At 53.3% G+C, this 24,844-nt stretch carries 22 protein-coding genes, 2 tRNA genes and 1 rRNA gene; 12 read left to right on the top strand and 13 right to left on the bottom strand.

Annotated features, from left to right (window positions below):
* Nucleotides 1–46: 46 nt before the first annotated feature.
* The 3 genes from B9K09_RS09660 to B9K09_RS09650 all read right to left on the bottom strand — a co-directional run bounded on the left by B9K09_RS09660 (nucleotide 47) and on the right by B9K09_RS09650 (nucleotide 1,838).
* A tRNA-Ala gene (locus B9K09_RS09660) sits at nucleotides 47–122 on the bottom strand.
* A gap of 31 nt (nucleotides 123–153) precedes the next feature.
* Nucleotides 154–230 (bottom strand) — tRNA-Ile (locus B9K09_RS09655).
* A 65-nt stretch (nucleotides 231–295) separates the two neighbouring features.
* Nucleotides 296–1,838, bottom strand: a 16S ribosomal RNA gene (locus tag B9K09_RS09650).
* A gap of 1,104 nt (nucleotides 1,839–2,942) precedes the next feature.
* Here B9K09_RS09650 and B9K09_RS09640 point away from each other — a divergent pair.
* From B9K09_RS09640 to B9K09_RS09625, 4 genes are read left to right on the top strand one after another with little or no spacing between them, the layout of a single operon-like run.
* Nucleotides 2,943–4,406 carry a TolC family protein gene (locus tag B9K09_RS09640; protein ID WP_371917440.1) on the top strand — a complete coding sequence of 488 codons (1,464 nt, stop codon included), beginning with the start codon at nucleotides 2,943–2,945 and terminating at the stop codon, nucleotides 4,404–4,406.
* Nucleotides 4,387–5,160 carry an efflux RND transporter periplasmic adaptor subunit gene (locus tag B9K09_RS09635; protein ID WP_157699340.1) on the top strand — a complete coding sequence of 258 codons (774 nt, stop codon included), beginning with the start codon at nucleotides 4,387–4,389 and terminating at the stop codon, nucleotides 5,158–5,160. Before B9K09_RS09640 ends, B9K09_RS09635 begins: the two co-directional genes overlap by 20 nt.
* Nucleotides 5,153–6,493, top strand: coding sequence for an efflux RND transporter periplasmic adaptor subunit (locus B9K09_RS09630; RefSeq protein ID WP_087516605.1), 1,341 nt, complete (start codon nucleotides 5,153–5,155; stop codon nucleotides 6,491–6,493). The genes B9K09_RS09635 and B9K09_RS09630 overlap by 8 nt, the downstream gene beginning before the upstream one ends.
* Complete coding sequence (locus B9K09_RS09625; protein ID WP_087516604.1) at nucleotides 6,493–8,589, top strand: HlyD family efflux transporter periplasmic adaptor subunit; 2,097 nt, start codon at nucleotides 6,493–6,495, stop codon at nucleotides 8,587–8,589. The genes B9K09_RS09630 and B9K09_RS09625 overlap by 1 nt, the downstream gene beginning before the upstream one ends.
* A gap of 52 nt (nucleotides 8,590–8,641) precedes the next feature.
* Here B9K09_RS09625 and mtnC read toward each other — a convergent pair whose 3' ends face one another.
* The 5 genes from mtnC to aroC form a co-directional block, all read right to left on the bottom strand.
* Nucleotides 8,642–9,325, bottom strand: coding sequence for an acireductone synthase (mtnC, locus tag B9K09_RS09620; protein ID WP_087516603.1), 684 nt, complete (start codon nucleotides 9,323–9,325; stop codon nucleotides 8,642–8,644).
* 101 nt (nucleotides 9,326–9,426) lie between these two features.
* Nucleotides 9,427–9,972 (bottom strand): acireductone dioxygenase, encoded by a 546-nt coding sequence (locus tag B9K09_RS09615; RefSeq protein ID WP_087516602.1) that lies wholly within the window; start codon nucleotides 9,970–9,972, stop codon nucleotides 9,427–9,429.
* Nucleotides 9,973–10,026: 54 nt separating this feature from the next.
* A complete protein-coding gene (locus B9K09_RS09610) occupies nucleotides 10,027–10,641 on the bottom strand; it encodes a methylthioribulose 1-phosphate dehydratase (RefSeq protein ID WP_087519056.1) in 615 nt (204 codons plus the stop codon).
* A 74-nt stretch (nucleotides 10,642–10,715) separates the two neighbouring features.
* Nucleotides 10,716–11,867: an MFS transporter gene (locus tag B9K09_RS09605; protein ID WP_087516601.1), complete on the bottom strand. Its 1,152-nt coding sequence runs from the start codon at nucleotides 11,865–11,867 to the stop codon at nucleotides 10,716–10,718.
* A gap of 92 nt (nucleotides 11,868–11,959) precedes the next feature.
* Nucleotides 11,960–13,051, bottom strand: a complete 1,092-nt coding sequence (gene aroC / locus B9K09_RS09600) for a chorismate synthase (RefSeq protein ID WP_087516600.1) — start codon at nucleotides 13,049–13,051, stop codon at nucleotides 11,960–11,962.
* A gap of 286 nt (nucleotides 13,052–13,337) precedes the next feature.
* Here aroC and B9K09_RS09595 point away from each other — a divergent pair, with 286 nt between their 5' ends.
* Nucleotides 13,338–14,294: an alpha/beta hydrolase gene (locus B9K09_RS09595; RefSeq protein WP_087516599.1), complete on the top strand. Its 957-nt coding sequence runs from the start codon at nucleotides 13,338–13,340 to the stop codon at nucleotides 14,292–14,294.
* Nucleotides 14,295–14,378: 84 nt separating this feature from the next.
* The gene (locus tag B9K09_RS09590) at nucleotides 14,379–15,167 is read left to right on the top strand and encodes a hypothetical protein (RefSeq protein WP_087516598.1); all 789 of its coding nucleotides are present in this window, start codon (nucleotides 14,379–14,381) and stop codon (nucleotides 15,165–15,167) included.
* A gap of 33 nt (nucleotides 15,168–15,200) precedes the next feature.
* Here B9K09_RS09590 and prmB read toward each other — a convergent pair whose 3' ends face one another.
* Nucleotides 15,201–16,133: a 50S ribosomal protein L3 N(5)-glutamine methyltransferase gene (gene prmB / locus B9K09_RS09585; protein WP_087516597.1), complete on the bottom strand. Its 933-nt coding sequence runs from the start codon at nucleotides 16,131–16,133 to the stop codon at nucleotides 15,201–15,203.
* A gap of 495 nt (nucleotides 16,134–16,628) precedes the next feature.
* Here prmB and B9K09_RS09580 point away from each other — a divergent pair, with 495 nt between their 5' ends.
* The 4 genes from B9K09_RS09580 to folE all read left to right on the top strand — a co-directional run bounded on the left by B9K09_RS09580 (nucleotide 16,629) and on the right by folE (nucleotide 19,028).
* Nucleotides 16,629–17,228, top strand: coding sequence for a cysteine hydrolase family protein (locus B9K09_RS09580; protein ID WP_087516596.1), 600 nt, complete (start codon nucleotides 16,629–16,631; stop codon nucleotides 17,226–17,228).
* Between the two features lie 106 nt (nucleotides 17,229–17,334).
* Nucleotides 17,335–17,655: a hypothetical protein gene (locus B9K09_RS09575; RefSeq protein ID WP_087516595.1), complete on the top strand. Its 321-nt coding sequence runs from the start codon at nucleotides 17,335–17,337 to the stop codon at nucleotides 17,653–17,655.
* A 116-nt stretch (nucleotides 17,656–17,771) separates the two neighbouring features.
* Nucleotides 17,772–18,332: a Smr/MutS family protein gene (locus B9K09_RS09570; RefSeq protein ID WP_087516594.1), complete on the top strand. Its 561-nt coding sequence runs from the start codon at nucleotides 17,772–17,774 to the stop codon at nucleotides 18,330–18,332.
* A gap of 147 nt (nucleotides 18,333–18,479) precedes the next feature.
* Nucleotides 18,480–19,028: a GTP cyclohydrolase I FolE gene (folE, locus tag B9K09_RS09565; protein WP_087516593.1), complete on the top strand. Its 549-nt coding sequence runs from the start codon at nucleotides 18,480–18,482 to the stop codon at nucleotides 19,026–19,028.
* A 69-nt stretch (nucleotides 19,029–19,097) separates the two neighbouring features.
* Here folE and brnQ read toward each other — a convergent pair whose 3' ends face one another.
* The 4 genes from brnQ to B9K09_RS09545 all read right to left on the bottom strand — a co-directional run bounded on the left by brnQ (nucleotide 19,098) and on the right by B9K09_RS09545 (nucleotide 23,028).
* The gene (gene brnQ, locus B9K09_RS09560; RefSeq protein ID WP_087516592.1) at nucleotides 19,098–20,414 is read right to left on the bottom strand and encodes a branched-chain amino acid transport system II carrier protein; all 1,317 of its coding nucleotides are present in this window, start codon (nucleotides 20,412–20,414) and stop codon (nucleotides 19,098–19,100) included.
* A 457-nt stretch (nucleotides 20,415–20,871) separates the two neighbouring features.
* Nucleotides 20,872–21,444 carry an elongation factor P gene (efp, locus tag B9K09_RS09555; RefSeq protein ID WP_087516591.1) on the bottom strand — a complete coding sequence of 191 codons (573 nt, stop codon included), beginning with the start codon at nucleotides 21,442–21,444 and terminating at the stop codon, nucleotides 20,872–20,874.
* Nucleotides 21,445–21,490: 46 nt separating this feature from the next.
* Complete coding sequence (gene earP / locus B9K09_RS09550) at nucleotides 21,491–22,636, bottom strand: elongation factor P maturation arginine rhamnosyltransferase EarP (RefSeq protein WP_087516590.1); 1,146 nt, start codon at nucleotides 22,634–22,636, stop codon at nucleotides 21,491–21,493.
* Between the two features lie 182 nt (nucleotides 22,637–22,818).
* Entirely contained in the window at nucleotides 22,819–23,028 is a 210-nt protein-coding gene (locus tag B9K09_RS09545; RefSeq protein WP_087516589.1) for a hypothetical protein, read from the bottom strand.
* A 499-nt stretch (nucleotides 23,029–23,527) separates the two neighbouring features.
* Between B9K09_RS09545 and aroQ the strand changes: the two genes are divergently transcribed.
* Both aroQ and B9K09_RS09535 read left to right on the top strand, forming a co-directional pair.
* Nucleotides 23,528–23,968 (top strand): type II 3-dehydroquinate dehydratase, encoded by a 441-nt coding sequence (gene aroQ / locus B9K09_RS09540; RefSeq protein WP_087516588.1) that lies wholly within the window; start codon nucleotides 23,528–23,530, stop codon nucleotides 23,966–23,968.
* Between the two features lie 6 nt (nucleotides 23,969–23,974).
* Nucleotides 23,975–24,832 carry a shikimate dehydrogenase gene (locus B9K09_RS09535; protein ID WP_087516587.1) on the top strand — a complete coding sequence of 286 codons (858 nt, stop codon included), beginning with the start codon at nucleotides 23,975–23,977 and terminating at the stop codon, nucleotides 24,830–24,832.
* The last annotated feature ends 12 nt before the right edge of the window (nucleotides 24,833–24,844 follow it).

Here is a 24,844-nt window from a genome sequence, read left to right as displayed (position 1 = left end):
GCTCATTTCTGAACACTAACAAAAACGAATCAAGCAATCTGTAAAGTGGTGGAGCCAAGCGGGATCGAACCGCTGACCTCCTGCGTGCAAGGCAGGCGCTCTCCCAGCTGAGCTATGGCCCCATTTACATCCAAGGCCTAACCCCTCAACAATTGGTGGGTCTGGGCAGATTCGAACTGCCGACCTCACCCTTATCAGGGGTGCGCTCTAACCAACTGAGCTACAGACCCAATCGTCTTTCGCAATGAATCAAGCAATTCGTGTGGGAGCTTATAAGGAAGCTGATGTCGTCGATTAAGGAGGTGATCCAGCCGCAGGTTCCCCTACGGCTACCTTGTTACGACTTCACCCCAGTCATGAATCACACCGTGGTAACCGTCCCCCCGAAGGTTAGACTAGCTACTTCTGGTGCAACCCACTCCCATGGTGTGACGGGCGGTGTGTACAAGGCCCGGGAACGTATTCACCGTGACATTCTGATTCACGATTACTAGCGATTCCGACTTCACGCAGTCGAGTTGCAGACTGCGATCCGGACTACGATCGGTTTTATGGGATTAGCTCCACCTCGCGGCTTGGCAACCCTTTGTACCGACCATTGTAGCACGTGTGTAGCCCTGGCCGTAAGGGCCATGATGACTTGACGTCATCCCCACCTTCCTCCGGTTTGTCACCGGCAGTCTCCTTAGAGTTCCCACCATTACGTGCTGGTAACTAAGGACAAGGGTTGCGCTCGTTACGGGACTTAACCCAACATCTCACGACACGAGCTGACGACAGCCATGCAGCACCTGTGTCTGAGTTCCCGAAGGCACCAATCTATCTCTAGAAAGTTCTCAGCATGTCAAGGCCAGGTAAGGTTCTTCGCGTTGCTTCGAATTAAACCACATGCTCCACCGCTTGTGCGGGCCCCCGTCAATTCATTTGAGTTTTAACCTTGCGGCCGTACTCCCCAGGCGGTCAACTTAATGCGTTAGCTGCGCCACTAAATTCTCAAGGAATCCAACGGCTAGTTGACATCGTTTACGGCGTGGACTACCAGGGTATCTAATCCTGTTTGCTCCCCACGCTTTCGCACCTCAGCGTCAGTATCAGTCCAGGTGGTCGCCTTCGCCACTGGTGTTCCTTCCTATATCTACGCATTTCACCGCTACACAGGAAATTCCACCACCCTCTACTGTACTCTAGCTTGCCAGTTTTGGATGCAGTTCCCAGGTTGAGCCCGGGGCTTTCACATTCAACTTAACAAACCGCCTACGCGCGCTTTACGCCCAGTAATTCCGATTAACGCTTGCACCCTCTGTATTACCGCGGCTGCTGGCACAGAGTTAGCCGGTGCTTATTCTGTCGGTAACGTCAAAACAGCAAAGTATTAATTTACTGCCCTTCCTCCCAACTTAAAGTGCTTTACAATCCGAAGACCTTCTTCACACACGCGGCATGGCTGGATCAGGCTTTCGCCCATTGTCCAATATTCCCCACTGCTGCCTCCCGTAGGAGTCTGGACCGTGTCTCAGTTCCAGTGTGACTGATCATCCTCTCAGACCAGTTACGGATCGTCGCCTTGGTGAGCCATTACCTCACCAACTAGCTAATCCGACCTAGGCTCATCTAATAGCGTGAGGTCCGAAGATCCCCCACTTTCTCCCGTAGGACGTATGCGGTATTAGCGTCCGTTTCCGAACGTTATCCCCCACTACTAGGCAGATTCCTAGGCATTACTCACCCGTCCGCCGCTCGTCAGCAAAGTAGCAAGCTACCTCCTGTTACCGCTCGACTTGCATGTGTTAGGCCTGCCGCCAGCGTTCAATCTGAGCCATGATCAAACTCTTCAGTTTAATACTGCAATTAGGTTTTGAGAAAACCTTATAAACTTGGCTCAGCAATCGCAAAACTTACAAATTAATGTAAGGTAACTCTCGAATTAACGAGTGTTGCTTTGTGATGCTGATAATCTGTTGACTATCAGTCTTACCTCACAAGCACCCACACGAATTGCTTGATTCAGTTGTTAAAGAGCGGTTGGTTAAGTCTTTCGTCTCAACCGAGGCGCGCATTCTACAGCAGCCTCATTTACTGTCAAGCTGTTTTTCGAAGTTCTTTTCCGCAGAAAACCGTTTCTACTCAACCACTTGCGCTTCCGATCAAACCAGCTTCTCGTCAGCGGGAGGCGCATTCTACAGCGTTCAAAACCGCTGTCAACACCTCTTTTTCTACCGCTTTCGATCACCGTGGCGATCACTCTAAAGGCCAACTAAACACCCTTCAGAGCCCGGCGCATTCTACACAACTTTCGCTGCTTTGCAACCCCTCTTTTTAAGCTAACTTCTTGTTTTACAAGAGGTTTTCCGAGAGGTCTACGCCGGAAGAGGTGCGCATTATAGGCACCTCAGATTTGCCGTCAAGGGTTAAATAGCAAAAACTTCAAATGACTTAAATCAACTGGCGAACCAGGATTGAATAAGCTATTTATTTCCCACTAGTATCAATGACGAGCGCGTTTAGTACGCGCCCGCTTCAACGCTACCTTACGAAATGCGGGCCGCTAGAGCTGAGCTAGGATGCTTGGCGTTCGAAGGGAATGTATGCACCACCTCACTTGATTCGACAGCTAACTATATTTAGGTGCGGATCAGATGCAGCAGCAGATGGTAGGCGCTGCAACCAAGCTTTGGCCGGACTGAAGAATGCAACAGTATATATGCTGCAAATTCCAATGACCTATAGCAGTGCAAATCACACGGCGTAACGACTTAAAGGTTACCCGTCCTGGATTGCACAGAGTTTGACTTATTAGTGCCGCAAGTAGCATTACGTTACTGCCAATATCTGCTTTACTTGCCTTTAACGCCTCTGACCGAGCAAGGATCGCAATGCTTAATCAACCAACTAAAACACTCAGCCTTGCCATCGCAGCCACGCTGCTAACTGCGTGCAGTTCCATGGAACCTCGTCCTTATACAGTCGAGGAGCAACAGCAACGGATTCTTGAAGATCAGGCGCGAATGTACGCGGACCAAGAGCCGGTCACCCACGCTATTAGCTTTTATGAAGCGGTTGCGCGAGCACTGAAATACAACCTCGACTACCGATTGAAGCTAATGGAGAGCGCGTTAGCTGCCGATCTGCGCGATGTGTCCAGCCATGAGATGCTGCCACGCTTGGTTGCATCAGCAGGCTACGCCGGGCGCAACAATGATTCGGGCGGTACCTCTATCGGCATTGAAGACCGCCAACAGAGCTTGCGTCCATCCACCTCCGAAGAGCGTTATCGCGATATTGATAGCCTCGGCCTGAGTTGGAGCCTACTGGATTTTGGTGTTGCCTATTACCGCACTCAGCAGAAGACCGATCAGATCATGATGGCTGAGGAACGCCGTCGCAAGGTTGCCCAAAACGTTCTGCAGGATGTGCGTAATGCTTACTGGCGCGCCCTCGCCGCTCAGCGCTTAATGCCAGAGGTCGATCAACTATTGGAGCGCACCCATAGCGCGCTTACATCTGCACGCTCCGCTGAAGATAGAGGCTTACTGCCGCGCCAGGAAGCACTCGCCTATCAACGAGCCCTAATCGACTCTATCGACCTGCTGAGTGTGCGTCGCCAAGACTTGGAGTTCGCCCAGGCCGAGTTGTCTGCGCTGATGTCACTCCCCCCTGGCTCGAAAATGGTGCTCAGCGACGAACCCGAACCACAAATGCCGGAATTCAAAGCCAATATTGAAACCCTTGAGCAAGCGGCGCTTGAAAACCGTCCAGAGATCATGGAGGAATGGTACCGAAAGCGGGTCAACGCCAATGATTTGAAAATCGCCAAAGCACAGCTTTGGCCCAACGTCAGTGTCAATTGGAGCTATCAGTACGATTCGAACAAGTACCTTTATAACAATACTTGGTCAGAAACCGGCCTGCAGGTATCGGTCAACCTGATTCGCATGCTGCAACTACCTGCACTGAATAATGCAGAAGAGTCGCAGACCAAGACCGATGACACTCGTCGCCTAGCCTTGTCGATGGCAATCCTCACGCAAGTGCGTGTAGGCGTCCTTCGCTATCAGTTGTCGCACGAACAACTTGAGTTCGCCAATGAAAGCCTACGCGTTGATCAAAGCTTGCTTAGCTATGCTCGCGCAGCAAAAAGTACAGCCGTTGGTTCAGAACTGGAGGTTATTCGCGCAGAAGGCCGCTACCTGCTCTCGCGCTATCAGCGTGAAGCCGCCTACTCGAACACTCAAGCTGCATGGGGTCGGCTCTATAACTCAGTGGGCTTAGATATCATGCCTGATGTGGTCAAAAGCTATGATGTGAAGACATTGGCTGCAGAATTGAAGAAGAAAATGGATCAACAGGAACAAGAGAAGTTACTTCCTCTGACACAAGGAAGCACCAATGCTTCAACGCAGTCGTAAACCCGTCATGCTCGCAGCACTATTGGCAGGAATCATGGCTACACCAGTAGTCGCAGAAACACCTGTTACCGCAGTAGGGCTAAATGATCCATCAGCTATTCGCGTATTACTCGCAGCAGATCTTGAAACCACACTGTCGAGCCAAATGAACGGCACGCTCGGCGAACTGAATGTGACACTCGGCAAGCAAGTTAAAAAAGATGCGGTACTGGCTAAACTCAACTGCCAAGAGGCACAGGCTCGCGCCAAAGTCGCTGCAGCAGAGTTGACCATGGCTAAGCAGAATCTCTCCGCAAAGCAAAACTTACGTAAACTCGATGCTGTTGGCGACTTAGAGGTTGCCATCGCGTCAACCGAAGTTCAAAAAGCCGATGGCGCGCGACTGATGGCGCAAGCACAAAGCAGCTACTGCGTAGTCAAGGCGCCCTTTAGTGGGCGTGTCGCCAAGATTCACGTAAAGGCCTATCAAACTGTCAGCGCTGGCTCTCCGCTGCTTGACCTGGTCAGTGACGGTGCGCTGAAGGTTCGCTTGAATGTGCCCTCAACGCGTTTGACGACACTACGCGAGGGCATGCCGCTAGAGGTAAGCATTTACGAAACAGGCAAGACTTACTCTGCCCACGTCACTGCAATCAATGCCCGTGTTGATGCGGTGGCACAGACGGTTGAGCTTGAGGCCCGGCTTGATGCTGAACACCCCGACCTGATTGTAGGAATGAGTGGAATTGCCCGTTTCCCAACCGCAGATGAGTGACCGACTCCCTCACCCTCAATTATTGCTGAGCCTTAACGCCCTTCGAGATCGTGCGTTACAAGCTGAGACGCTGAACGCACTGACGTTCTCAATGGCCAATGACTTGTACCCGCTATTGAAATATCGGCAAGCGTTGGTCATGGCGCAGCGGGCCGACAAGCTTGAGCTGCTGTGTGTTTCCGGACTGGCAAAACCGACTGAAGACTCGCCCTACTTAATCTGGCTAGCGCGCGCCAGCCGCTGGCTTAGCGAGCAATTACCCGACAACTCCGCACAGTGGATTGCACGCGAGACACTCGACCCGCCTGCCGACATCGCTGAAGGCTGGGCTGAGTGGTGGCCAACTGGAATATTCTGCGTACCTATTGTGGGCCCGACTGAGCAGCGCTTGGGCATTGTCTTTTTTCTACTCGATCAAGCGCCGCAAGAGCCGTTGGTACCACTGCTCGATAGCCTATGGAAAACCTGGTCGTATTGCTGGGCTGCATTAACCGTGCAGCACAAGTTTTTCGGCTGGCGTCCCAGCAAGCGCCAGCTACTAATCACTGCTGTGGTGCTTTGCGCCTTGTTATTGGTCCCCGTACGGCAAACTGTACTGGCTCCAGCGGAAATAGTTTCTGAGCAGGCTCAGGTCGTTAGTTCACCTATCGACGGGGTTATTTCGCAAATGCATGTGCGGCCTAATCAATCGGTTGATGCAGGCACCCTACTTTTTACTTTGGATGAAACCACCCTGCGTAACCGCGCAGACGTGTTAGCCAAGGAAGTTGCGGTTGCTGACGCCGAGCTGTTGGCTGCCAGTCAGCGTGCTTTTGACAATATTCAAAGCAAAAGCGAACTCACTTTACTCAATGGACGGGCTCAGCAACGCCGGGCTGAGTTTGATGCCGTGCGCGCACAGCTACAACGCACCCAAGTCAGCTCACCGACAGCGGGCGTTGCCGTATTCAGCGATCCTAATGACTGGCTCGGCAAACCGGTTGTAACCGGCGAACGAATCCTGCAAGTGGCGAACCCCAAAACACCGGCAATGCGCATTCAACTACCCGTTGCTGATGCGATTGCGCTCGAAGCCGGCGCGCCTGTCACTTTGTACCTGACTGCATATCCGCTGAGTCCGTTGCAAGGGCAAGTATTGGAAACCAGCTATAAAGCCAAACCAACTGATGAAGGTGTGGTGGCATATCGACTTCTGGCCAGCGTTGATGGTGAATCAAAGCATGCACGCCTCGGCCTGCACGGCACGGCGAAGCTGTACGGTGAACATGTCATGCTCGGCTACTACTTACTGCGCCGTCCTCTTTCTGCAGTACGGGCTTGGACTGGTTGGTAATGAATGACCCGACCGAACAGCCATTGCCTCCACTGCGGGAGGACTTGCGCCTAAGCGAAGCAGCCACCACCGCCAGCGGCGAACCGAGCTGGGTGATTGAAGACACCGTGATCAATCGTTATTACCAGATTGGCTGGCTGGAGTTTGAGTGCCTGTTACGCTGGGGGCAAACACCGAAGCAGATCAGTTCGCAAATAGCGCAAGAAACCGCACTGCAACCCGATGCAGAACAAGTACTGGAGTTCAGCCAGTTTCTTGAGCAAAACCAACTCCTGCGCCCAAACATGCAAGCCACTGATCGCCTGAGCAAACGCAGCGAAGGCAACAGAGGCCTGAGCTGGAAATGGTGGCTGCATCACTATCTATTCTTTCGTATTCCGCTGCTCAGGCCACAACGCCATTTAAGCAGGCTTAACCACGCACTCGGCTGGCTGTTCAGTGCCAAAACAGGACTGGCGATTTTACTGCTCAGCCTGACCGGCATCGTGTTGGTCATGCACCAGTGGGACACCTTTACCCACGATGTGGTCGAGTCATTCTCGATGGAAGGCTTGCTCGGGTTCGCAATGGCCTTAATCATCGGTAAAAGCTTGCATGAGATGGGCCATGCGCTGGTTGCAACACGACTGGGCTTGCGTGTCGCCCATATGGGCGTGGCATTCGTGGTGTTATGGCCGATGCTTTATACCGATACGGGGGAAAGCTGGCGTCTGGGTAAGTCCAGTCAACGCCTGGCGATCGCCAGCGCAGGAATTATCACTGAGCTGTCACTGGCTGGGCTCGCCACATTGGGCTGGGCACTGTGCGATCCAGGGCCGCTACGCAATGGCCTGCTCTATCTGGCGACCACGGGGTGGATTCTCTCCCTGGCGCTGAACGTCAGCCCGTTTATGCGCTTTGACGGCTACTTCATCCTCTCGGATATCCTCGACTTCCCCAATCTACATGAGCGCTCATCGGCGCAAGCACGGATCTTTTTACGACGCAGTATATTGGGTCTGGATGAACCATGGCCCGAGCCCTTCAGCAGTGGTAGGCGCCGCGCGTTAATTGCCTTTGCTTTCGCCACCTGGCTGTACCGAGTAGTTCTGTTTCTAGGGATTGCAATCGCAGTCTACTTGCTGTTTTTCAAACTGCTGGGCATCTTCCTATTCATCGTAGAGCTTTCATGGTTCATCTTTATGCCGATCTGGCGAGAATTAAAACATTGGTGGCAAAACCGCAGCGAAGTCCCTCAAAAACGACGTTACGTATTCGTTTCAATCCTAGCCGGTATCACCCTTCTCCTGGCATTACCTTGGCACTCGCAGATCCATATTCATGGCGTCGCTCGGGCTGAGCAACAGCTACAGGTGTTCTCACCATACCCAGCGCACATTCAGCGTATCCACCCTAAAGGAAAGGTCAGTGCCGGTGACAAACTGGCCGTTCTGAACCAGCCAGACATCGCCTCCAAGCTGCGCCAAAGTGAATCCAGCATGCGTAGCATTGAAAATCAGCTCACCGGCTTACAAGCCGACAGCTCAGGTTTAAGGCTGCAAGCGGCAACCCGGCAAAGGCTCTGGGTGGAATACGAGCAAGCGCGCTCGGCACAATCTGAGATCGACCGACTGGTATTAAAAGCGCCTTTTGATGGCGAATGGCTGGATATCAATCCAGATTGGAAGGCAGGCCAATGGATCAGCAACAAAGAACCCATCGGCGTGTTGATCGCGACAGATCGCTGGCAGGCTGATGGCTATGTCCAGCAGGATGAAGTACACCGCCTAAGTGTGGGCGATGCTGTGCGTTTCTATGCCAAAGGGCAACCAACCCCAGTGTCGGGCAAGGTAATCGCCATTGGCAGCACGCGCAGCAATCAGTTAGCCAGCCCCATGCTCGCCTCACGCTTTGGTGGCCCGCTGAGCACCCAACAGAACAGTAATGACCTGACCCCGACCGAATCACTGTTCCATGTATTGATTCAGTTAGAGCAAGCCCCAAGCGGCCTGCATGAAACCCTGGGTGATATCCAGGTCGAAGGCGCCAAACGTAGTTTACTGGCAGAAGGCGTCACCCACCTATTTGCGGTACTGCTGCGCGAAAGCGGTTTTTAAACCCGAAAAGATCCGCTCACGCGCTTGGCGCTACTGAGGTTGAGCGGATGAATTAAAAGCGGTCGAGATCAATCACCGCGAAACTGGCAACCGTTTCATGGCCGCGCAGCTCGCCGCCCTCACGAGCTATACCAATGGTTTGCATGCCGGCTTGCTGAGCAGCGTCGAGCTCTTCAACGATATCAGACAGAAAAACGATTTCATCGGCGGATAACCCAATCGCCCGAGTGATGTTCTGATAGGAGCCAACCTCGCGCTTAAGCCCGGAAGTGGTGTCGAAGTAGCCGCTAAACAACGGGCGCAAATCACCCACCTCAGAGCAACCGAAAATCAGCTGCTGGGCTTGAATCGAACCCGATGAATAGACGTACAAGGCATAACCCGCCTGATGCCAACGGCGTAATGCTTCAACTGCGTCTGGGTACACATGCCCCTTGAGCTGGCCGCTGGCATAGCCCTGCGCCCAAACCATGCCTTGCAAGGTTTTTAACGGGGTTGCCTTACGATCGGCAGCAATCCACTCAAGCAGAATATCGATCACCCGAACCGTGTCAGCATCGCCCTCTCCCGCCTCAACCCTTACAGCCTGTAATTGCTCGGCAACAGCCGGGTCTTGTGCATGCTGTACAACGAAATCTGGCAGATGTTTTGCGGCAAAAGGGAACAGCACATCGAAGACAAAACTAACGGCGCTGGTCGTGCCTTCGATATCGGTGAGAATTGCTTTGATTGGCATGCTTGCTCCTAATACGCCAACAACCAAGGGCGGGGCTTAGCCTGTTGAGCGAAATAAATCATATCCAGTTGCGGCGTGAGACTTAAGAAACAGCCACCGGCTTAGTCGTCCAAACCCGGAAAATTGCTGGCGATACTGTCACCGGTAAATTGCGCCACCCAACCTTCAGGGTTGTTAAACAAACGGATCGCGACGAAGTATGGGTTTTCCCCCATATCAAACCAGTGGCGCGTGCCTGCCGGCACCGAGATCAAATCATTTTTCTCGCAAAGTACGGCATAAACAAAATCATCGATGTGCAGGGTAAACAAGCCACGCCCCGCAACAAAAAAACGCACCTCGTCTTCGCCATGACGATGCTCGTCGAGAAACTTGGCGCGCAGCTCGGCCTTTTGTGGGTGATCTGCAGTGAGGCTGACGACATCGACCGTGACATAACCGCGCTCGGTCATGAGTTGATCGATTTGGCTACGGTACGCCGCTATTACCTCTTCAGAACTTGCACCCGCAGTAAGTGGCGCGCTTGCCTGCCAACGCTCAAAGCGCACGCCGACGCTATCTAGCGTGCTGGCGATGTCTTCAAGGTGGGTCAGCACTTTATTTGGCAGTTCGGGGGACGACTCGTGATAAACACTGAGCATGCTCATAATCTGAGTTCCTTGTACGTCTTCAGGGCAGTTGTGTGGCAGCCCTGCAATGAATTAATTCTTTTGCAGCGCGCGCAGCCGCAGTTCGCACTCAAACAAAAACTCAAGGGCTTCAATTTGGCGCAGAGCATCACTCATTTGTGCGCCCCAGGTATACAAACCATGGCCGCGAATCAGGTAGCCAACACAGTTGGGATGGGCCTCAAGCCAAGGCCGAACTTTGCTCGCCAAGCGCTCTATATCCTGATCATTATCGAAAACAGGCACGGTCACTACTGATTGATGAGTGGTCACACCGGTGAAGGCTTTCTGCAGCTCATAATCTTCAAATTGCAGTGTGTCGCCTTCGGTGAGACGCGTAAGTACCGTGGCGCCAACCGAATGCGTATGCAGCACCGCACCGATGTCCTTACGCCACTTATACAGTTGGGTGTGCAGCAGCGTTTCAGCAGACGGTTTCTTACCTTCCTCAAGGCTATTGCCCTCAAGGTCTGTTGCCAGCACGTCATTGAAACCCAGCTCGCCTTTGTGCCGACCGGACACAGTCAACAGCGCTTTATCATCAGATAAACGTGCTGAGTAATTACTGCTGGTCGCTGGCGACCAGCCTTTGCCATAAAGAAAACGCCCAGCATCAATAATTTGCTGGGTCAGATGCTCGCGGCTCAAGTAATGATGCTCGGGTTGCTGTTGATCTGGTTGGTTTTGATCTGGTTGCTGTTGCGCTGGTTGCTGATCAAGGCTCACGGCCGATCCTCCTGCAAACGAGTGGCAATGATGATGGCAGCAGCAAGTACTGCCAGGCTGGCGAGCGAAAAGGTCCACGCCGCGCCTAAAGTATTCCAACTGTAGCCTGCGTAAAGTGCGCCCAATGCGCCACCGACTCCAGCGGTCGCCGCATAAAATGACTGACCCTGACCTTGCTGACGATCAGCAAAACTACGCTGTACAAAATGGATCGCCGCAGCATGAAAGCTGCCAAAAGTCGCCGCGTGCATCAACTGGGCAATCAGCAACAACCACAAGTTGTCGGCATAGTTACCCAGCAACAACCAGCGTACAGCGGTGATCAGAAAGCTGGCCAGTAATACTTTACGCAATGAAAAGCGCACCAGCAGTTTAGCCATAAACATAAACAGAATAATTTCAGCGAGCACACCGAGCGCCCACAACACGCCGATTGCACCACGGCTATAACCGTGGTTCTCCAAGTGCAGGCTCAGAAAGGTGTAATACGGGCCATTACTCAGCTGCATCAGACAAACGCAGAGGTAAAACGCCGCGATACCGGGCCGCCGCAGTTGCTTGATAAAGCCGCCATCAGCAGGATTATGCGGACGGTTTTGCGGCTGCGCATTAGGCACCCAGAAGCTGCTCAAAACGATACCGCTCATGACCAGGATCAATGCCCACGGATACGCATCGAGGCTGACCCACTCAAATAGCTGTCCCAGCCCCACTACCGCCACGATAAACCCAATACTGCCCCACAGGCGAATCTGGCTGTAGCGCGCAGTCTGCTCTCGCAAGTGCGCAAGGGTGATGACCTCGAATTGAGGCAGCACGGCATGCCAGAAAAAAGCATGCAGGCCCATGATCAGCGCCAACCAAGCGTAGCTTTTATCGAGCAAAATACCGCTAAAACAAAACAACGTCGCAACCGCGCCGAATCGCACAATTGCCAAACGCTGGCCGGTGTAGTCGCCCAACCAGCCCCAGATATTTGGTGCAGCGCAGCGCATCAACATGGGGATCGCGATCAGCTCGCCTATTCGCGCGGGCGCAAAACCCAGGTGGTCAAAATACAAGGCCAAAAACGGCGCCGTAGCACCGAGCAGCGAAAAGTAGAAGAAGTAAAACCCGGACAACCGCCAATACGGCAATGCAGCCGACATTTAGCGATGTGCCAAGGCGATGAGCCAGTCACTTGATTGAGTCAGGCGTTGCGTTGCTGCAACACCTGGCTCAAGCCGGTACACAACGGGTTTCACAGCTGCGGCAAGACCGGCGTTGCAACTTGGACGCCTGCATTTTGGCCGCGGTGACGCAACAGATGATCCATAAGAACCAAGGCCATCATCGCTTCGGCAATCGGGGTTGCGCGAATACCGACACAAGGGTCGTGACGGCCTTTGGTGATCATATCAACGGCATTGCCATTGATATCAATCGAGCGGCCTGGGGTGGTGATGCTAGAGGTCGGCTTGAGCGCTAAATGCGCAATGATTGGCTGACCCGAAGAAATCCCGCCGAGAATTCCCCCTGCGTTATTGCTGAGGAATCCTTCAGGGGTTAGCTCGTCACGGTGCTCTGTACCACGCTGGGCAACGCTGTCGAAACCTGCGCCAATCTCAACCCCTTTAACCGCGTTGATGCTCATCAATGCATGTGCGAGTTCAGCGTCCAAGCGGTCAAAAATCGGCTCACCCAAGCCCGGCATGACACCTTCTGCAACAACGGTGATTTTTGCACCCACGGAGTCTTGATCACGGCGCAGCTGGTCCATATAGGCTTCAAGTTCAGGGACTTTGTCCGGATCAGGGCAAAAAAATGCATTTTGCTCAACGCTGTCCCAAGACTTGAACGAAATCGGGATAGGCCCGAGTTGGCTCATATAGCCCCGAATTACAATGCCTTGAGTCGCCAAAAACTTCTTGGCGATAGCTCCGGCAGCAACCCGCATTGCCGTCTCACGCGCCGAACTACGACCACCGCCGCGATAATCGCGCAGGCCGTACTTGTGATGGTAGGTGTAGTCCGCGTGTGCTGGACGGAACACATCTTTGATCGCGGAGTAGTCTTTGGACTTCTGATCAGTATTGCGAATCAACAAGCCAATCGAACAGCCAGTGGTTTTGCCTTCAAACACCCCAGACAGGATTTCGACGACATCGTCTTCCTGACGCTGAGTCGTATGGCGGCTAGTGCCAGGCTTGCGCCGGTCAAGGTCGCGCTGCATGTCTTCGAGCGAAAGCTCAAGCCCCGGAGGGCAGCCATCAACAATAGCAACCAGTGCTGGGCCGTGGCTTTCGCCTGCACTGGTGACGGTGAACAGCTTGCCGTAGGTATTGCCGGACATGTGCAAAACGCTCCGCGATATTATTAACCTTGCACCGCACCATGAGTCTGATCGCGACAACGCCAGCGGTAAGCCTAAGGCACTGAACGTCTATCATGGCAAGCAGGACATTAATGAAGCGCGCAAGTATACCTGCACAGGTGCGACACTTCATCCTCGAACCTTGTTGCATAATACGCGTCGAATAGTTCGCTGATGCCAAGATGCCTTCATTGGTCTTGCTTAAAGCATTTAAGAATCAGGCTAGTTCCTCTGTCCCTCAACCTTACTAAACAGTGCCCTCAACATGCTGCGAGTTGTTCTCTTGATGCTTCCTCTATTAGCGGGCCTTGCCCATGCAGCACCGACGCCTATCTCTCAACGTCCTGTCAGCTTGCAAACCAGTCAGGGTGAATTATTTGGCACCTTGGTTGCCCCGCAAAGCAACGAGGCGATACCTGTCGCCCTGCTAATCGCTGGTTCTGGGCCGACTGATCGTGACGGCAACAACCCAGGCGGCGGTAATAATGACGGCTTGCGCAAGCTTGCCTACGCGCTGGCCAAACACGGAATAGCCAGCCTGCGCTACGACAAGCGCGGCGTAGCCAAGAGCCAACCCGCCACCCCCGATGAGCGCAACCTCAGTGTTGAGCGCTATGTGGAAGATGCCGTGGGCTGGAGCCGTCAACTGAAAGCCGATAAACGCTTCAATAAGCTGGTATTGATTGGGCACAGCGAAGGCGCATTGATTGCCACTCTGGCCGCCCCGGATGCCAGGGCAGATGCATTGATTTCAATTGCAGGCAGTTCCCGGCCAATCGACCAAGTGCTGCGTGAGCAACTCAGCCACCGCCTGCCGCCCAAGCAGTTGGCAGTCAGCATGTATATTCTTGATGCACTGAAAGCTGGCAAAACTATCGATAACATCCCTGACGACATGCAGGTGCTGTTTCGCCCAGCCGTTCAACCTTACTTGATCAGCCTGTTCCAGCAAGATCCATCGCGGGCATTTGCTCGGCTGCAGATACCGGCACTGATTCTTCAAGGCAATCACGATATTCAAGTTGATGTCGCAGACGCGCTGATGCTCAAGGAAGCGAAGCCTGATGCTGAGCTGGCACTGGTTGAAGGCATGAATCATGCGATGCGCATTGTTCCCCTCGATCTGAAAGCGCAACTGGCCTCGTACAACAATCCCAAATTGCCCTTGGCACGCATGCTGACTGAACACATTACCAACTTTATTCAGAACATTGGTAGCTGATCCCCTCCAGTTTCCTACAAGACGGCCGATAACACCTGAGCAAGCGCAACGCTTAGATCACACCAGCGCACAGGATCGCCACACATGACCACTGCAAACACGGTGCAGCCCACAGATGGGGCGACTACCGAGCCGGAAGAAAAGGCTCACCCCTGGGCTGAACTGGGGGCTGAACATTTTCGCCTGCTAAGGCTCGCCGCGCTGCCGATCGACCGCCATACCGGCGCGCGGCCGCTGCGTTTTGTGCAATTAGGTCGTGTTGAACGACATAGCCCGCAACTGAGCATGCTACGCCTGACGATCACCCTGCCCGATCAAGCGGTGCGCAAACACATCAATTCGCTGGAAGTATGGATTGATCATCGTGCTCGTGAGCTGCGCTTCGGCCCTGATAAAGGCTTGCATCTAGAGCCGATCAATCGTGGCTTAGGCCGTTTTCTGGTCGCTCAAGGCGTTGCCTGGGCAAAACAACATTGTGCGCACTACTTGGTCGAAGGCGGTGCATTGCACATCAAATATGCGCCAACGGATGACGCCCGTGCCCGCCGCGACCACTTCTTGCAAACCCAAGGCTTCACCATTGAATACCAAGACCCGCTCCAGCTAAAAGCTAGCTATAGCGCAGCACGCGTCAGTGTCTTGCATAGCGACTGGCACAGTGAAAAGGTGCAAATAGTCGAAACACTTGAAGCAGCCACAATGCTGCAACGCGCCGACCAAGCACTCAGCGAACAAGAAACCAAGCTGCGAAAAATGGAAGAGCGCGCTGCACAGTACAAGCGCGAGGATGGCAGCCTGCGCTTTACCATCGCCTGCCTGGTAACCTTTAGCGTGTTTCAGGCAGGCCTATTAATTTGGATTGCAACGCACTAGCCAGGCCCCAACCCCCGGGGGCCTGCTTAGCCCTCAAGCGTTTAAACGTGAGCGGAACAATTCCTGATGTTCGCGGCAAAGCTTTTCAGGCAACAAAAACACGCCATGGCCACCTTGCTGGAAATCCAGCCACGTGAAGTCGACTTCTGGGTAAAGGGCTTCAACGTGAACCTGACTGTTACCGACCTCAACAATCAGTAATCCCTTCTCGTTCAGGTGATCAGCCGCCTCGGCCAACATGCGTCGCACCAGATCCAGACCGTCATTGCCGCAGGCTAGCCCCAAAGCAGGCTCGTGCTTGTACTCATCAGGCATGTCGGCAAAGTCTTCTGCATCGACATAGGGAGGATTGGAAACAATCAAGTCGAAGCGTTGCCCCGGCAAACCATCGAAGCCATCACCTTGCACAGTGAATACCCGGTCTTCGATACCGTGGCGCTCAATGTTCTGATTGGCGACTTCAAGCGCCTCGAACGACAGATCACCCAGTATCACTTCTGCATCGAGAAACTCATAAGCACAGGCAATACCAATGCAACCTGAACCGGTGCACAGGTCAAGAATTCGTGTGGGCTCGCCTGCGAGCCAAGGATTGAATCGATTGTTGATCAACTCAGCAATCGGCGAGCGCGGTACCAAAACCCGCTCATCAACCAGGAAAGGTAAGCCACAAAACCACGCTTCACCCAGCAAATAAGCAGTTGGCACCCGCTCGTCGATACGACGCGCAAGTAGCTCTTGCAAGCGCGCATGCTCTTCATCTTCAAGACGGCAATCAAGATAGCTGTCGGCGATTTCGTGCGGCAGATGCAAAGCCCCCAGCACCAACTGACGCGCCTCATCCCATGCGTTATCGGCACCGTGCCCAAAAAACAGCTCCTCGGACTGGAAACGAGACACTGCTCGGCGAATGTAGTCACGAATTGTCCGTAGACGAGTAGGTTGGGCAGCGCAAACGTCAGTCACACACTCTCTCCTTTAAAGATGAACCGCCAGTTTAACAGCACATAGCAAAGCACTGCGAATACAGCATGGCGCAATAAAAAAGCGTGCCACTGATGCAACCTTGGCCGAAATTCAGTATAAGAATCGCCCCGTACTCGAAGGCAGTGCATGTGCCCATTAAAGCTGAATACTTAGCCCGAACAGCGCAGATTTTTTAATCAGTAACAAAACAGCAATAGAAATCTGATTGATCAGGCAATTGTGCGGGCTGAACACTGGCTTTTTAGGCTGGCTTACTGCCATTATTCGACCCAATGCAGGTGTAGCATCCTGATTTACAGCGCTACACCAGAACCATGTACGAGCAGCAAGTTGTCCAACATTTCCAGTCTATGAGTCTGAGCAGGCGACTGAACTTTGCGGCTGCATTGAACCGTTAATGCAGTAAGAGGTTCACAGCAGCGCCAGACTGGCAGACAATGAATATTGCCGTTAGAGTCAACAAGGAGCCTTTTAATGTCGCACCCCCAAACGCTACTGCAGCTAACTGGCCGTAGCCATGCCCCTGCCACCTTGAAGACCGCGACTCTGCTGGTTATTGACACCCAAGAAGAGTATCGCAGCGGTGTACTGAAATTACCGCAGGTCGAGCAGGCGGTGGCGCAGATCGCCAAACTGCTCGACGCAGCACGGGCCATTGGCACCCCCATCGTGCACGTTAAGCATTTAGGTATTCCTGACGGTGTCTTGGATCCACGCGGCCCGCGCGGCAACCACATCCCTGAGCTTGCTCCATTGGCAGGTGAGCCGGTTATTGAAAAGCGCCTGCCAAACGCATTCTCAGGCACCGAACTGCATGAACGCCTGCAGGCGCTGGGGCGATTGGACTTAATTGTCTGCGGCTTCATGACCCACTCCAGCGTCAGCAGCACAGTGCGTGCCACCAAAGATTATGGTTACCGCTGCACCATGGTTGACGCTGCCTGCGCTACGCGGGACTTACCGACCCTTGATGGCCAGGTGATTAGCGGCGCCGAGATGCACCGCGTTGAAATGATTGCACTCGCTGACAACTTTGCAGCCGTGGTTGCAGATGCCAGCGCCCTACTGAGTTAATGAGAGACAAGTAACAGCAACAGCTTTTGATACAGTCCATCCAGCTAAAGTTCTGAACCACTAGAACCTGTGCCTGTCACACGCCGATACCCAAAAGGAAATCGGAATGAAGCAATCCGATGGTTTCAATGCCCGTCGCCTGCGCCCACGAGGAACGGGTAACTGGCGAATGCGTTTCGCCTCAGCGCTAGCCGCGTTGTTTGCTGTGGCCGGAGTGCTCCTCGCCATGGCAGGAGCAGCCACCCTGCTCGGCCGACCGCCTGCGCTGGGCAGCCTCAATGACTCACCAACGGGCTCTGCAGTAATACTGGTTATTGGCCTGCTGCTGCTGTGGATCAGCATTTCGGTTTGGCGTATGTGTCGCCGCCGATTACGCAGCCCTGGCGATTTGAGCATGTCTCGCCACCTGATGAAAAAGCGCAAGTAAGCCTCAACTCAGTCGAGCCTGACTAAAGCACTTCATATTTTTAACCATTCAACACACATGAAGGCAGCCGGAATGTGGCTGCCTTGGTTACACTAGTGGCCAGTGTGGAGGCCACAATGCAAGACGATGACTTTTCATTATTTCAGGCTCAACTTAAAGGCGTAAGACCGATCAAGCATGATCGCGCCGATACCGGAAAGCCCAAGCTCGATAAATCCAAGCTGGCCACGCTACGCCAGAACGCTACGGTGCGCGCAAACACAACCAAGGTTGATGGTTTGTCGGACCAATTCGTGATCGATGTTGGCCCCGAGGACCCGCTTTACTGGGCGGCAAACGGCATGCAGGAAAGCCAGATGCGCAAGCTGAAGCTTGGCCAGATTGCATTCGATGGCAGCCTGGATCTACACGGCATGAGCGTTGAGAAAGCCCGGGACATCTTGTGGGAGTTCCTAGCTGAGGCCTGCAAGCTCGAAGTGCGCTGCGTGCGCGTGACCCACGGCAAAGCTGTGCGCGTCGACGGCCGTAAGCCCATGATCAAAAGCCACGTCAACACCTGGCTTCGTCAGCACCCGCAGGTTCTCGGCTTCACCTCTTGCCAGCCAAAGCATGGTGGTACAGGAGCCGTTTACATAGTGCTCAAGCGCACGATGATGGATGGCCGTGACGAGGATTAAATGCGCCATAATCTGTAAGATTAGCCAGCGGTATTACCCGTTGACGTTAAATCTGTATCAGCTTGGCGTACGCCGCGCTTGCCAGTCGGCAATCTGCACCCTACCCTGCGCGTCTGTGCATATTTGTTAGTCCCAACAGGAAGATCCATGTCCCTGGAACAGAACTACACCCAGATTCTCGGTCAGCTTGGCGAAGATGTTTCCCGCGAAGGCCTGCTCGACACCCCTAAACGTGCTGCAAAAGCCATGCAGTACCTCTGCCGCGGCTACCAGCAAACACTGGAAGAAGTTACCAACGGTGCACTGTTCAGCTCCGATGCCAGTGAAATGGTACTGGTCAAGAACATCGAACTGTATTCGCTGTGCGAGCACCACCTGTTGCCGTTTATCGGCAAAGCACACGTGGCGTACATCCCAAGCGGCAAAGTCTTGGGCCTGTCGAAAATTGCGCGCATCGTTGATATGTACGCACGCCGCTTACAGATTCAGGAAAACCTCAGCCGCCAGATTGCCGAAGCCATTCAGCAAGTCACAGGCGCGCTCGGTGTTGCGGTGGTCATCGAAGCCCAGCATATGTGCATGATGATGCGCGGTGTTGAGAAGCAAAACTCCTCAATGGTAACTTCAGTGATGCTCGGCGAATTCCGCGAAAACTCAGCCACACGCAGTGAGTTCCTCAGTCTCATCAATAATTGAGTCGAGACTGGCAACAAGATCGCAATAAAAAGCCGCCTCATGGGCGGCTTTTTAGCACCAGGCCTAAGCCTAGACAGCTACAGCTGCGCTACGCCCTGCAATGCGGTCGACGATCACTGCCAGCAGCAGCGTTGCCAATACTGGCAACACCCAGCCTAAGCTCTGCTCAGAAAGCGGTAGCATCGAGAAGAAGCTCGGCACCAGGTTTTTAAAGCCAGCGGCTGATAACGCAGCTTCAAAACCGAAAATGAATGCAATCGACATCACAGGGATAAACACTCGACGCGGCGATAGCCAGAGCCGATCAAGCAAGCTCAAGCAAATCAGCACAATGGCCAGCGGGTACAAACCGACCAAAACCGGCACTGACAGGCTGATCAACTGAGTAAGCCCCTGATTCGCCACCAACAAACTGAATACACCCAGCACCAACACCACTACACGATACGGCAGTGCTGGCAACAACTCGCTGAAGAACTCACCACAAGCAGTCAGTAAGCCTACCGCAGTGGTCAGGCAAGCTAGCGTAATCACCACCGCCAACAACAGGCTACCCGTGATACCAAAGGTGTGCTGCACATAAGCAGTGAGAATCTGCACGCCATTCTGCGCTTCACCGGCAATACCCTGGCTGGTCGCACCGAGGTAGAACAAAGCCAGATACACCAGTGACAGCCCCGTTGCGGCAATCAATCCAGCAATGATCGAGTAGCGAGTGACCAACTTGCTATCTGTCACGCCACGATCACGAATCGCCATGGCGATAACAATGCCGAAGACCAATGCACCCAAGGTATCCATGGTCAGATAACCCTGCAAGAAACCCTGCACAAAGGGTGCAGACTGATATTGCGCAGTGCTTTGGCCGATCTCACCTGCCGGCACCAGTAATGCCGCGCCGCCAAGCACCAACAAGGCAGCCAACAAAACAGGGGTGATGAACTTACCGATTCGATCGACCAACCGACCAGGATTGAGCGACAAGAACATCACCGCCGCAAAATACGCCAAGGTATATATCAGTAGCGGTGTACCGCCTTCGCCGGTAAATGGCGCGACGCCCATCTCAAACGAAACCACTGCAGTACGCGGGGTTGCGAACAACGGACCAATAGCCAGATAAACCGCAACCGCAAAAGCAATGCCCGCGGCCTTACCCAGTGGTGCAGTGAGCAGCGCCATGCCGCCACCAACCCGGGCCAGTGCAACGATGGTTAGCAGGGGTAAACCGACACCAGTAAGCAAGAAGCCAAACGCCGCCATACCCATATTGTCGCCTGCCGCCATACCAGCGCTCGGCGGGAAGATGATGTTGCCTGCGCCCAGAAAAAGCGCAAACGTCATAAAACCAAGGGCCAGGAGATCCGAGCCTTTTAAACGAGTCATAGAAGGGAATACCACATGCAGAAATTAATGAGTTCCGAGGGTTTCCCGAAGGATCGGGGGAAACGTCGCCGTGCAGGTTAAGCACAACCACTGGGGTGTCGATGGCTTCTTGTAAAAGCCTTGACCGATTGATCCGTACAATATTAACGAATTTGCCCTTGAAACGGCATTGACACAGGTCCGGGTGTCGAAGCGCAACAACTTCGTGTCGCATCACCTACAGATTGACCGTGCCACGGGTGTTGAGGTGAACACTTGTTGCGAAACAGTTCTCGACCCGGCGTGTTCAGACCGTATGCCTGCAGAGGTCGATAGCGGCCAGTGTTACGCCGCCCATGGTCATGCTCCCAAATAAAAACACCCTGCGAAAGCGGAGCCCTCGCAGGGTGTCGGGATGACCATCTGGTCAACCTGGCACATGACATGTGTCAGGTTTTACGACGGCTTAAAGCTCAGATCAAACTGGAGCTTTAGCGCGCGACTTGTATTCGCCAGTACGGGTGTCGATTTCGATCCAATCGTCGATCTCGCAGAAGTCAGCAACTTTGACTTCAGTGCCGTTGCTCAGCTTGGCAGGCTTCATCACTTTGCCAGAAGTGTCGCCGCGAGCGGAGCCTTCGGTGTAAGTGATTTGACGAACGATAGTGGTTGGCAGATCAACCGATACCACTTTGCCTTCGAAGAAGACCGCTTCGCAAACGTCAGTCATGCCGTCGACGATGTAAGGCATTACGCTTTCCAGGTCTTCTTTGTTCAACTCGTACTGGTTGAACTCTTCGTCCATGAACACGTAGTTAGGCTCGCTGTAATACGAGTAAGTTACGTCAACACGGTCGAGGATGACAGGCTCGAGCTTGTCGTCAGCTTTGTAAACGGTTTCTGTCGAAGATCCGGTAAGCAGGTTGCGCAGCTTCATTTTAACGATGGCGCTGTTACGACCGGATTTGGTGAACTCGGCTTTCTGGATGAGCCAAGGTTGGCCGTCGATCAGAGCCACACTGTTGGGCTTCATTTCTTGTGCGGTTTTCATACTAATATCCGGATATGAATGGAGTTACAGAATTCTAGGTGGCGTATCATATCCAATTTTGCTGAAACTGCACCAGCGCAGCAGCAAGATCTGTACGAGAAGCCCGTTCTAGACACCATTTTTCTGCATGAATGGTCAGCTCTTCGGCGTTTTCCAACCAAAAAGACCAACTTTTAGTCGTCGATTGCCCGCGATTCCAGTCTCGCCACAGTGAAATTAGCGCCTCTCTGGCAGGCGCAGATAAACCTTCAGTATAAAGTTTCAGGAACGCATTGAGCTTGTCCCAATGAGCGCCCTCCTCTTGCGGATAGATGTGCCAAAGCATTGGCCGCCCGGCCCACTGAGCACGCAAGAATGAATCCTCACCGCGCACCGCATTAAAATCACAACTCCACAGTAAGCGGTCGTATTGGCTTTGCTCAAGGAATGGCAGCACGTTGATTTGCAGTTGGCCGAGTACCTGACAATCACCCGCCAGCAGCTTTCCACCGCCAAGCCAGGCTTGAACATCGCCCAGAATTCGCCCTTCAGGCACCAGTAGTTGAGTGGTTTGCGGCAGCGCCGACAACGCATCCAGCCAACTATCCAGCGCCTTGTTCTCGTAGGCGAATAAGGAGATAAGGCGTGCACCATTGATCGGCTCTACGCCGAGCCCACGCAAAAAACTCACCCCTGCCGCGGCATCCGCCTGGAAGGCTTGGCGTTCATGCACCAGCGCGGCCTCACGTAGCAAGCCACCGGTATCCGCGGTGAACCCAGGAAAAAAGAAGTATTTCTGCAAGCCATTGGATTGCATTGACGGCAAGCCGTGACAGCCCCCGACCCAGTCTTCTGCACTGAGATATTCCAGATTCAACCACAGCGGCTTGCCTTCACGCGCAGCCATTGCAGCCACATAAGCGTCTGGCAGATGACAGGCAAAGCCTTCTACCACTACATCGCCCGGCTCAATGGCTGACCATCGCTCATGCCAAGCGTAAACATCCACGCCCTGCTGCACCTGATGATCAGCGCAGGCATCTGCCGCCGGGCAAATCCTCGCAAAGGCACTGACATCATCGACCCACAGGCGCACGGTCGCATCATGTTCAGCAACCAGCTGCTTGGCCAACCGCCAAGTCACCCCGATATCGCCGAAGTTATCGACCACACTGCAGAAAATATCCCACTTCACAACAGACACCGCTGGCATTTGATGCGCAAGTTTAGCGCGCAGCGTCGGCCGCTACATCCTCGACACGTCATAGATAGCAAATTAATCGCAACGACTCAGTAGGTAATAGCGGACAAAGAAAACCCGCCACGAAGGCGGGTAAAGGGAGGAGCAACACAGGGGACAAAGCGGAACAGCAAAACTATGGCTGTACTAAAAAATTAAGCAGCAAATGACTGGAGGCCCTTATGACGCATGAGCAGCTCAAATTCCCACACCGACTGGTTGGCAATGGCAGCATCAAGGGATGTGAAAGGTCCTGACTTTTGCACGCCATCAATTACTACATACCAGCAGGCTATAGATCCTGCGGCCCGTAACGCCGCGGGTACTGCACTGCCGACTACTGACATGATATTGATGTGTGACATGGTCGCCTCCAGAACTTTGCTTGGGACAAACGATATGCCGCCAGCCCTGGGAGTTGAAATCAGTCGAATTGATAGTCGTTATCTATAGAAAGCATGTCGCCTGTTGTAACGCCTAAATAATCAACAGATCCAGTCTCCGGATAGCGAGCGCCGCGAAGCCTTTAACCTCCTCTTCCTTAGCCTCTGCTCAGGCTACCGCACAGACGTTGTTGCCTGTCTTCCGTGTTCACAGCCAAGCCCTTTAAGCCCTAAAAACGGTCAAAACTGATGTTTTTGATCGATAAACGAACGCTTTAAAATAAAGGTATAAACACCGCTTTACCCATAAAAAAACATAAAAAACAATAAGTTAAACTTAAATCATCAAATCCATCATCAACAGGTAGGCGCTTATTACGTAGAGAAGTTGGTTGACCAAACTAACCAGTTGGTACATTTTCTCCACAAGCGTTCTGGCTTAGTACCCAGAACCACAAAAATAAAAGTGGAGTACCTTTAAATGCCTCGCACCATTTTGGTCCTTAACGGGCCTAACCTGAACATGCTCGGAACTCGCGAGCCTGCGACCTATGGCCACGAAACGCTGGCCGATATTGCAGAGTTATGTCGGCAAAACGCTGAGCAACACGGCTTCAAGAGTGAGTTCAAGCAGACCAACCATGAAGGCGAGTTGATTACCTGGATACATGAGGCGCGCGGCCGTTGCGCCGGGATTGTCATCAACCCTGCTGCCTGGACCCACACTTCCGTTGCCATTCGCGATGCTCTAGTCGCAAGCGAAGTCCCGGTGATCGAAGTGCATTTGTCCAACGTGCACAAGCGCGAAGCGTTTCGTCACCACTCATTTGTTTCAGCAATCGCTGTTGGAGTGATCTGCGGCCTCGGTAGCAATGGCTATCGCTTGGCTATAGAACACTTCGCTCATATTCTGCAGGACTAACCTCTAATGCCGTCCCTAAATACTCCTGGCGTCCTTGCTGGTCTCATCGGCGCAGGCATTCAAGCCTCGCGCACACCTGCTTTGCACGAGCATGAAGCTGATGCGCAAGGCGTTCGTTGCCTGTATCGGCTAATTGATCTCGATGCACTGAAACTGGATATAAACGCCCTGCCCGAGCTCCTTAATGCGGCGCAGAATACCGGTTTCACTGGTCTCAATATCACCTTTCCGTGCAAGCAAGCGGTTATCCCACTGCTCGATGAGCTTTCGCCTGAAGCGCGTGGCATAGGTGCGGTCAATACAGTTGTATTTACCAATGGCAAGCGGATCGGCCACAACACTGACTGCTTGGGCTTTGCCGAAGGTTTTCGCCGCGGCCTGGGTGATGTTGCCCGTGCTCAAGTTGTGCAGATGGGTGCCGGTGGCGCCGGGGCGGCAGTCGCCCATGCATTGCTGAGCGAAGGCGTGCAGAAGCTGAATATTTTTGATGTAGATGTCAGCCGGGCCCAGAACCTTGCAGACAATTTAAACCAGAATTTTTCCGGCAACCGTGCTCATGCCGGTATCGATTTGCCAGATGCAATGCAAAATGCCAATGGTCTGGTTAACACCACGCCAATGGGCATGCTCAAACTGCCGGGTATGCCTGTACCCAAGGCTTTATTGCGATCCGATTTATGGGTCGCTGAAATTGTCTATTTCCCACTTGAAACTGAGCTGTTGCGTGAGGCTCGTGTGCTGGGTTGCCGCACGCTGGATGGCAGCACAATGGCCGTGTTTCAGGCAGTTAAAGCATTTGAATTGTTTAGCGGCGTGGAAGCAGATGCACAGCGTATGCAGGAACATTTTAACGCCATGAACTGAGCAATCAGTGCC

Source organism: Pseudomonas sp. M30-35, assembly GCF_002163625.1.
In the GTDB taxonomy this organism is placed as follows: domain Bacteria; phylum Pseudomonadota; class Gammaproteobacteria; order Pseudomonadales; family Pseudomonadaceae; genus Aquipseudomonas.
Note: the sequence above shows the minus strand (reverse complement) of the source record. Positions and strands in the feature narration are given on the sequence as shown.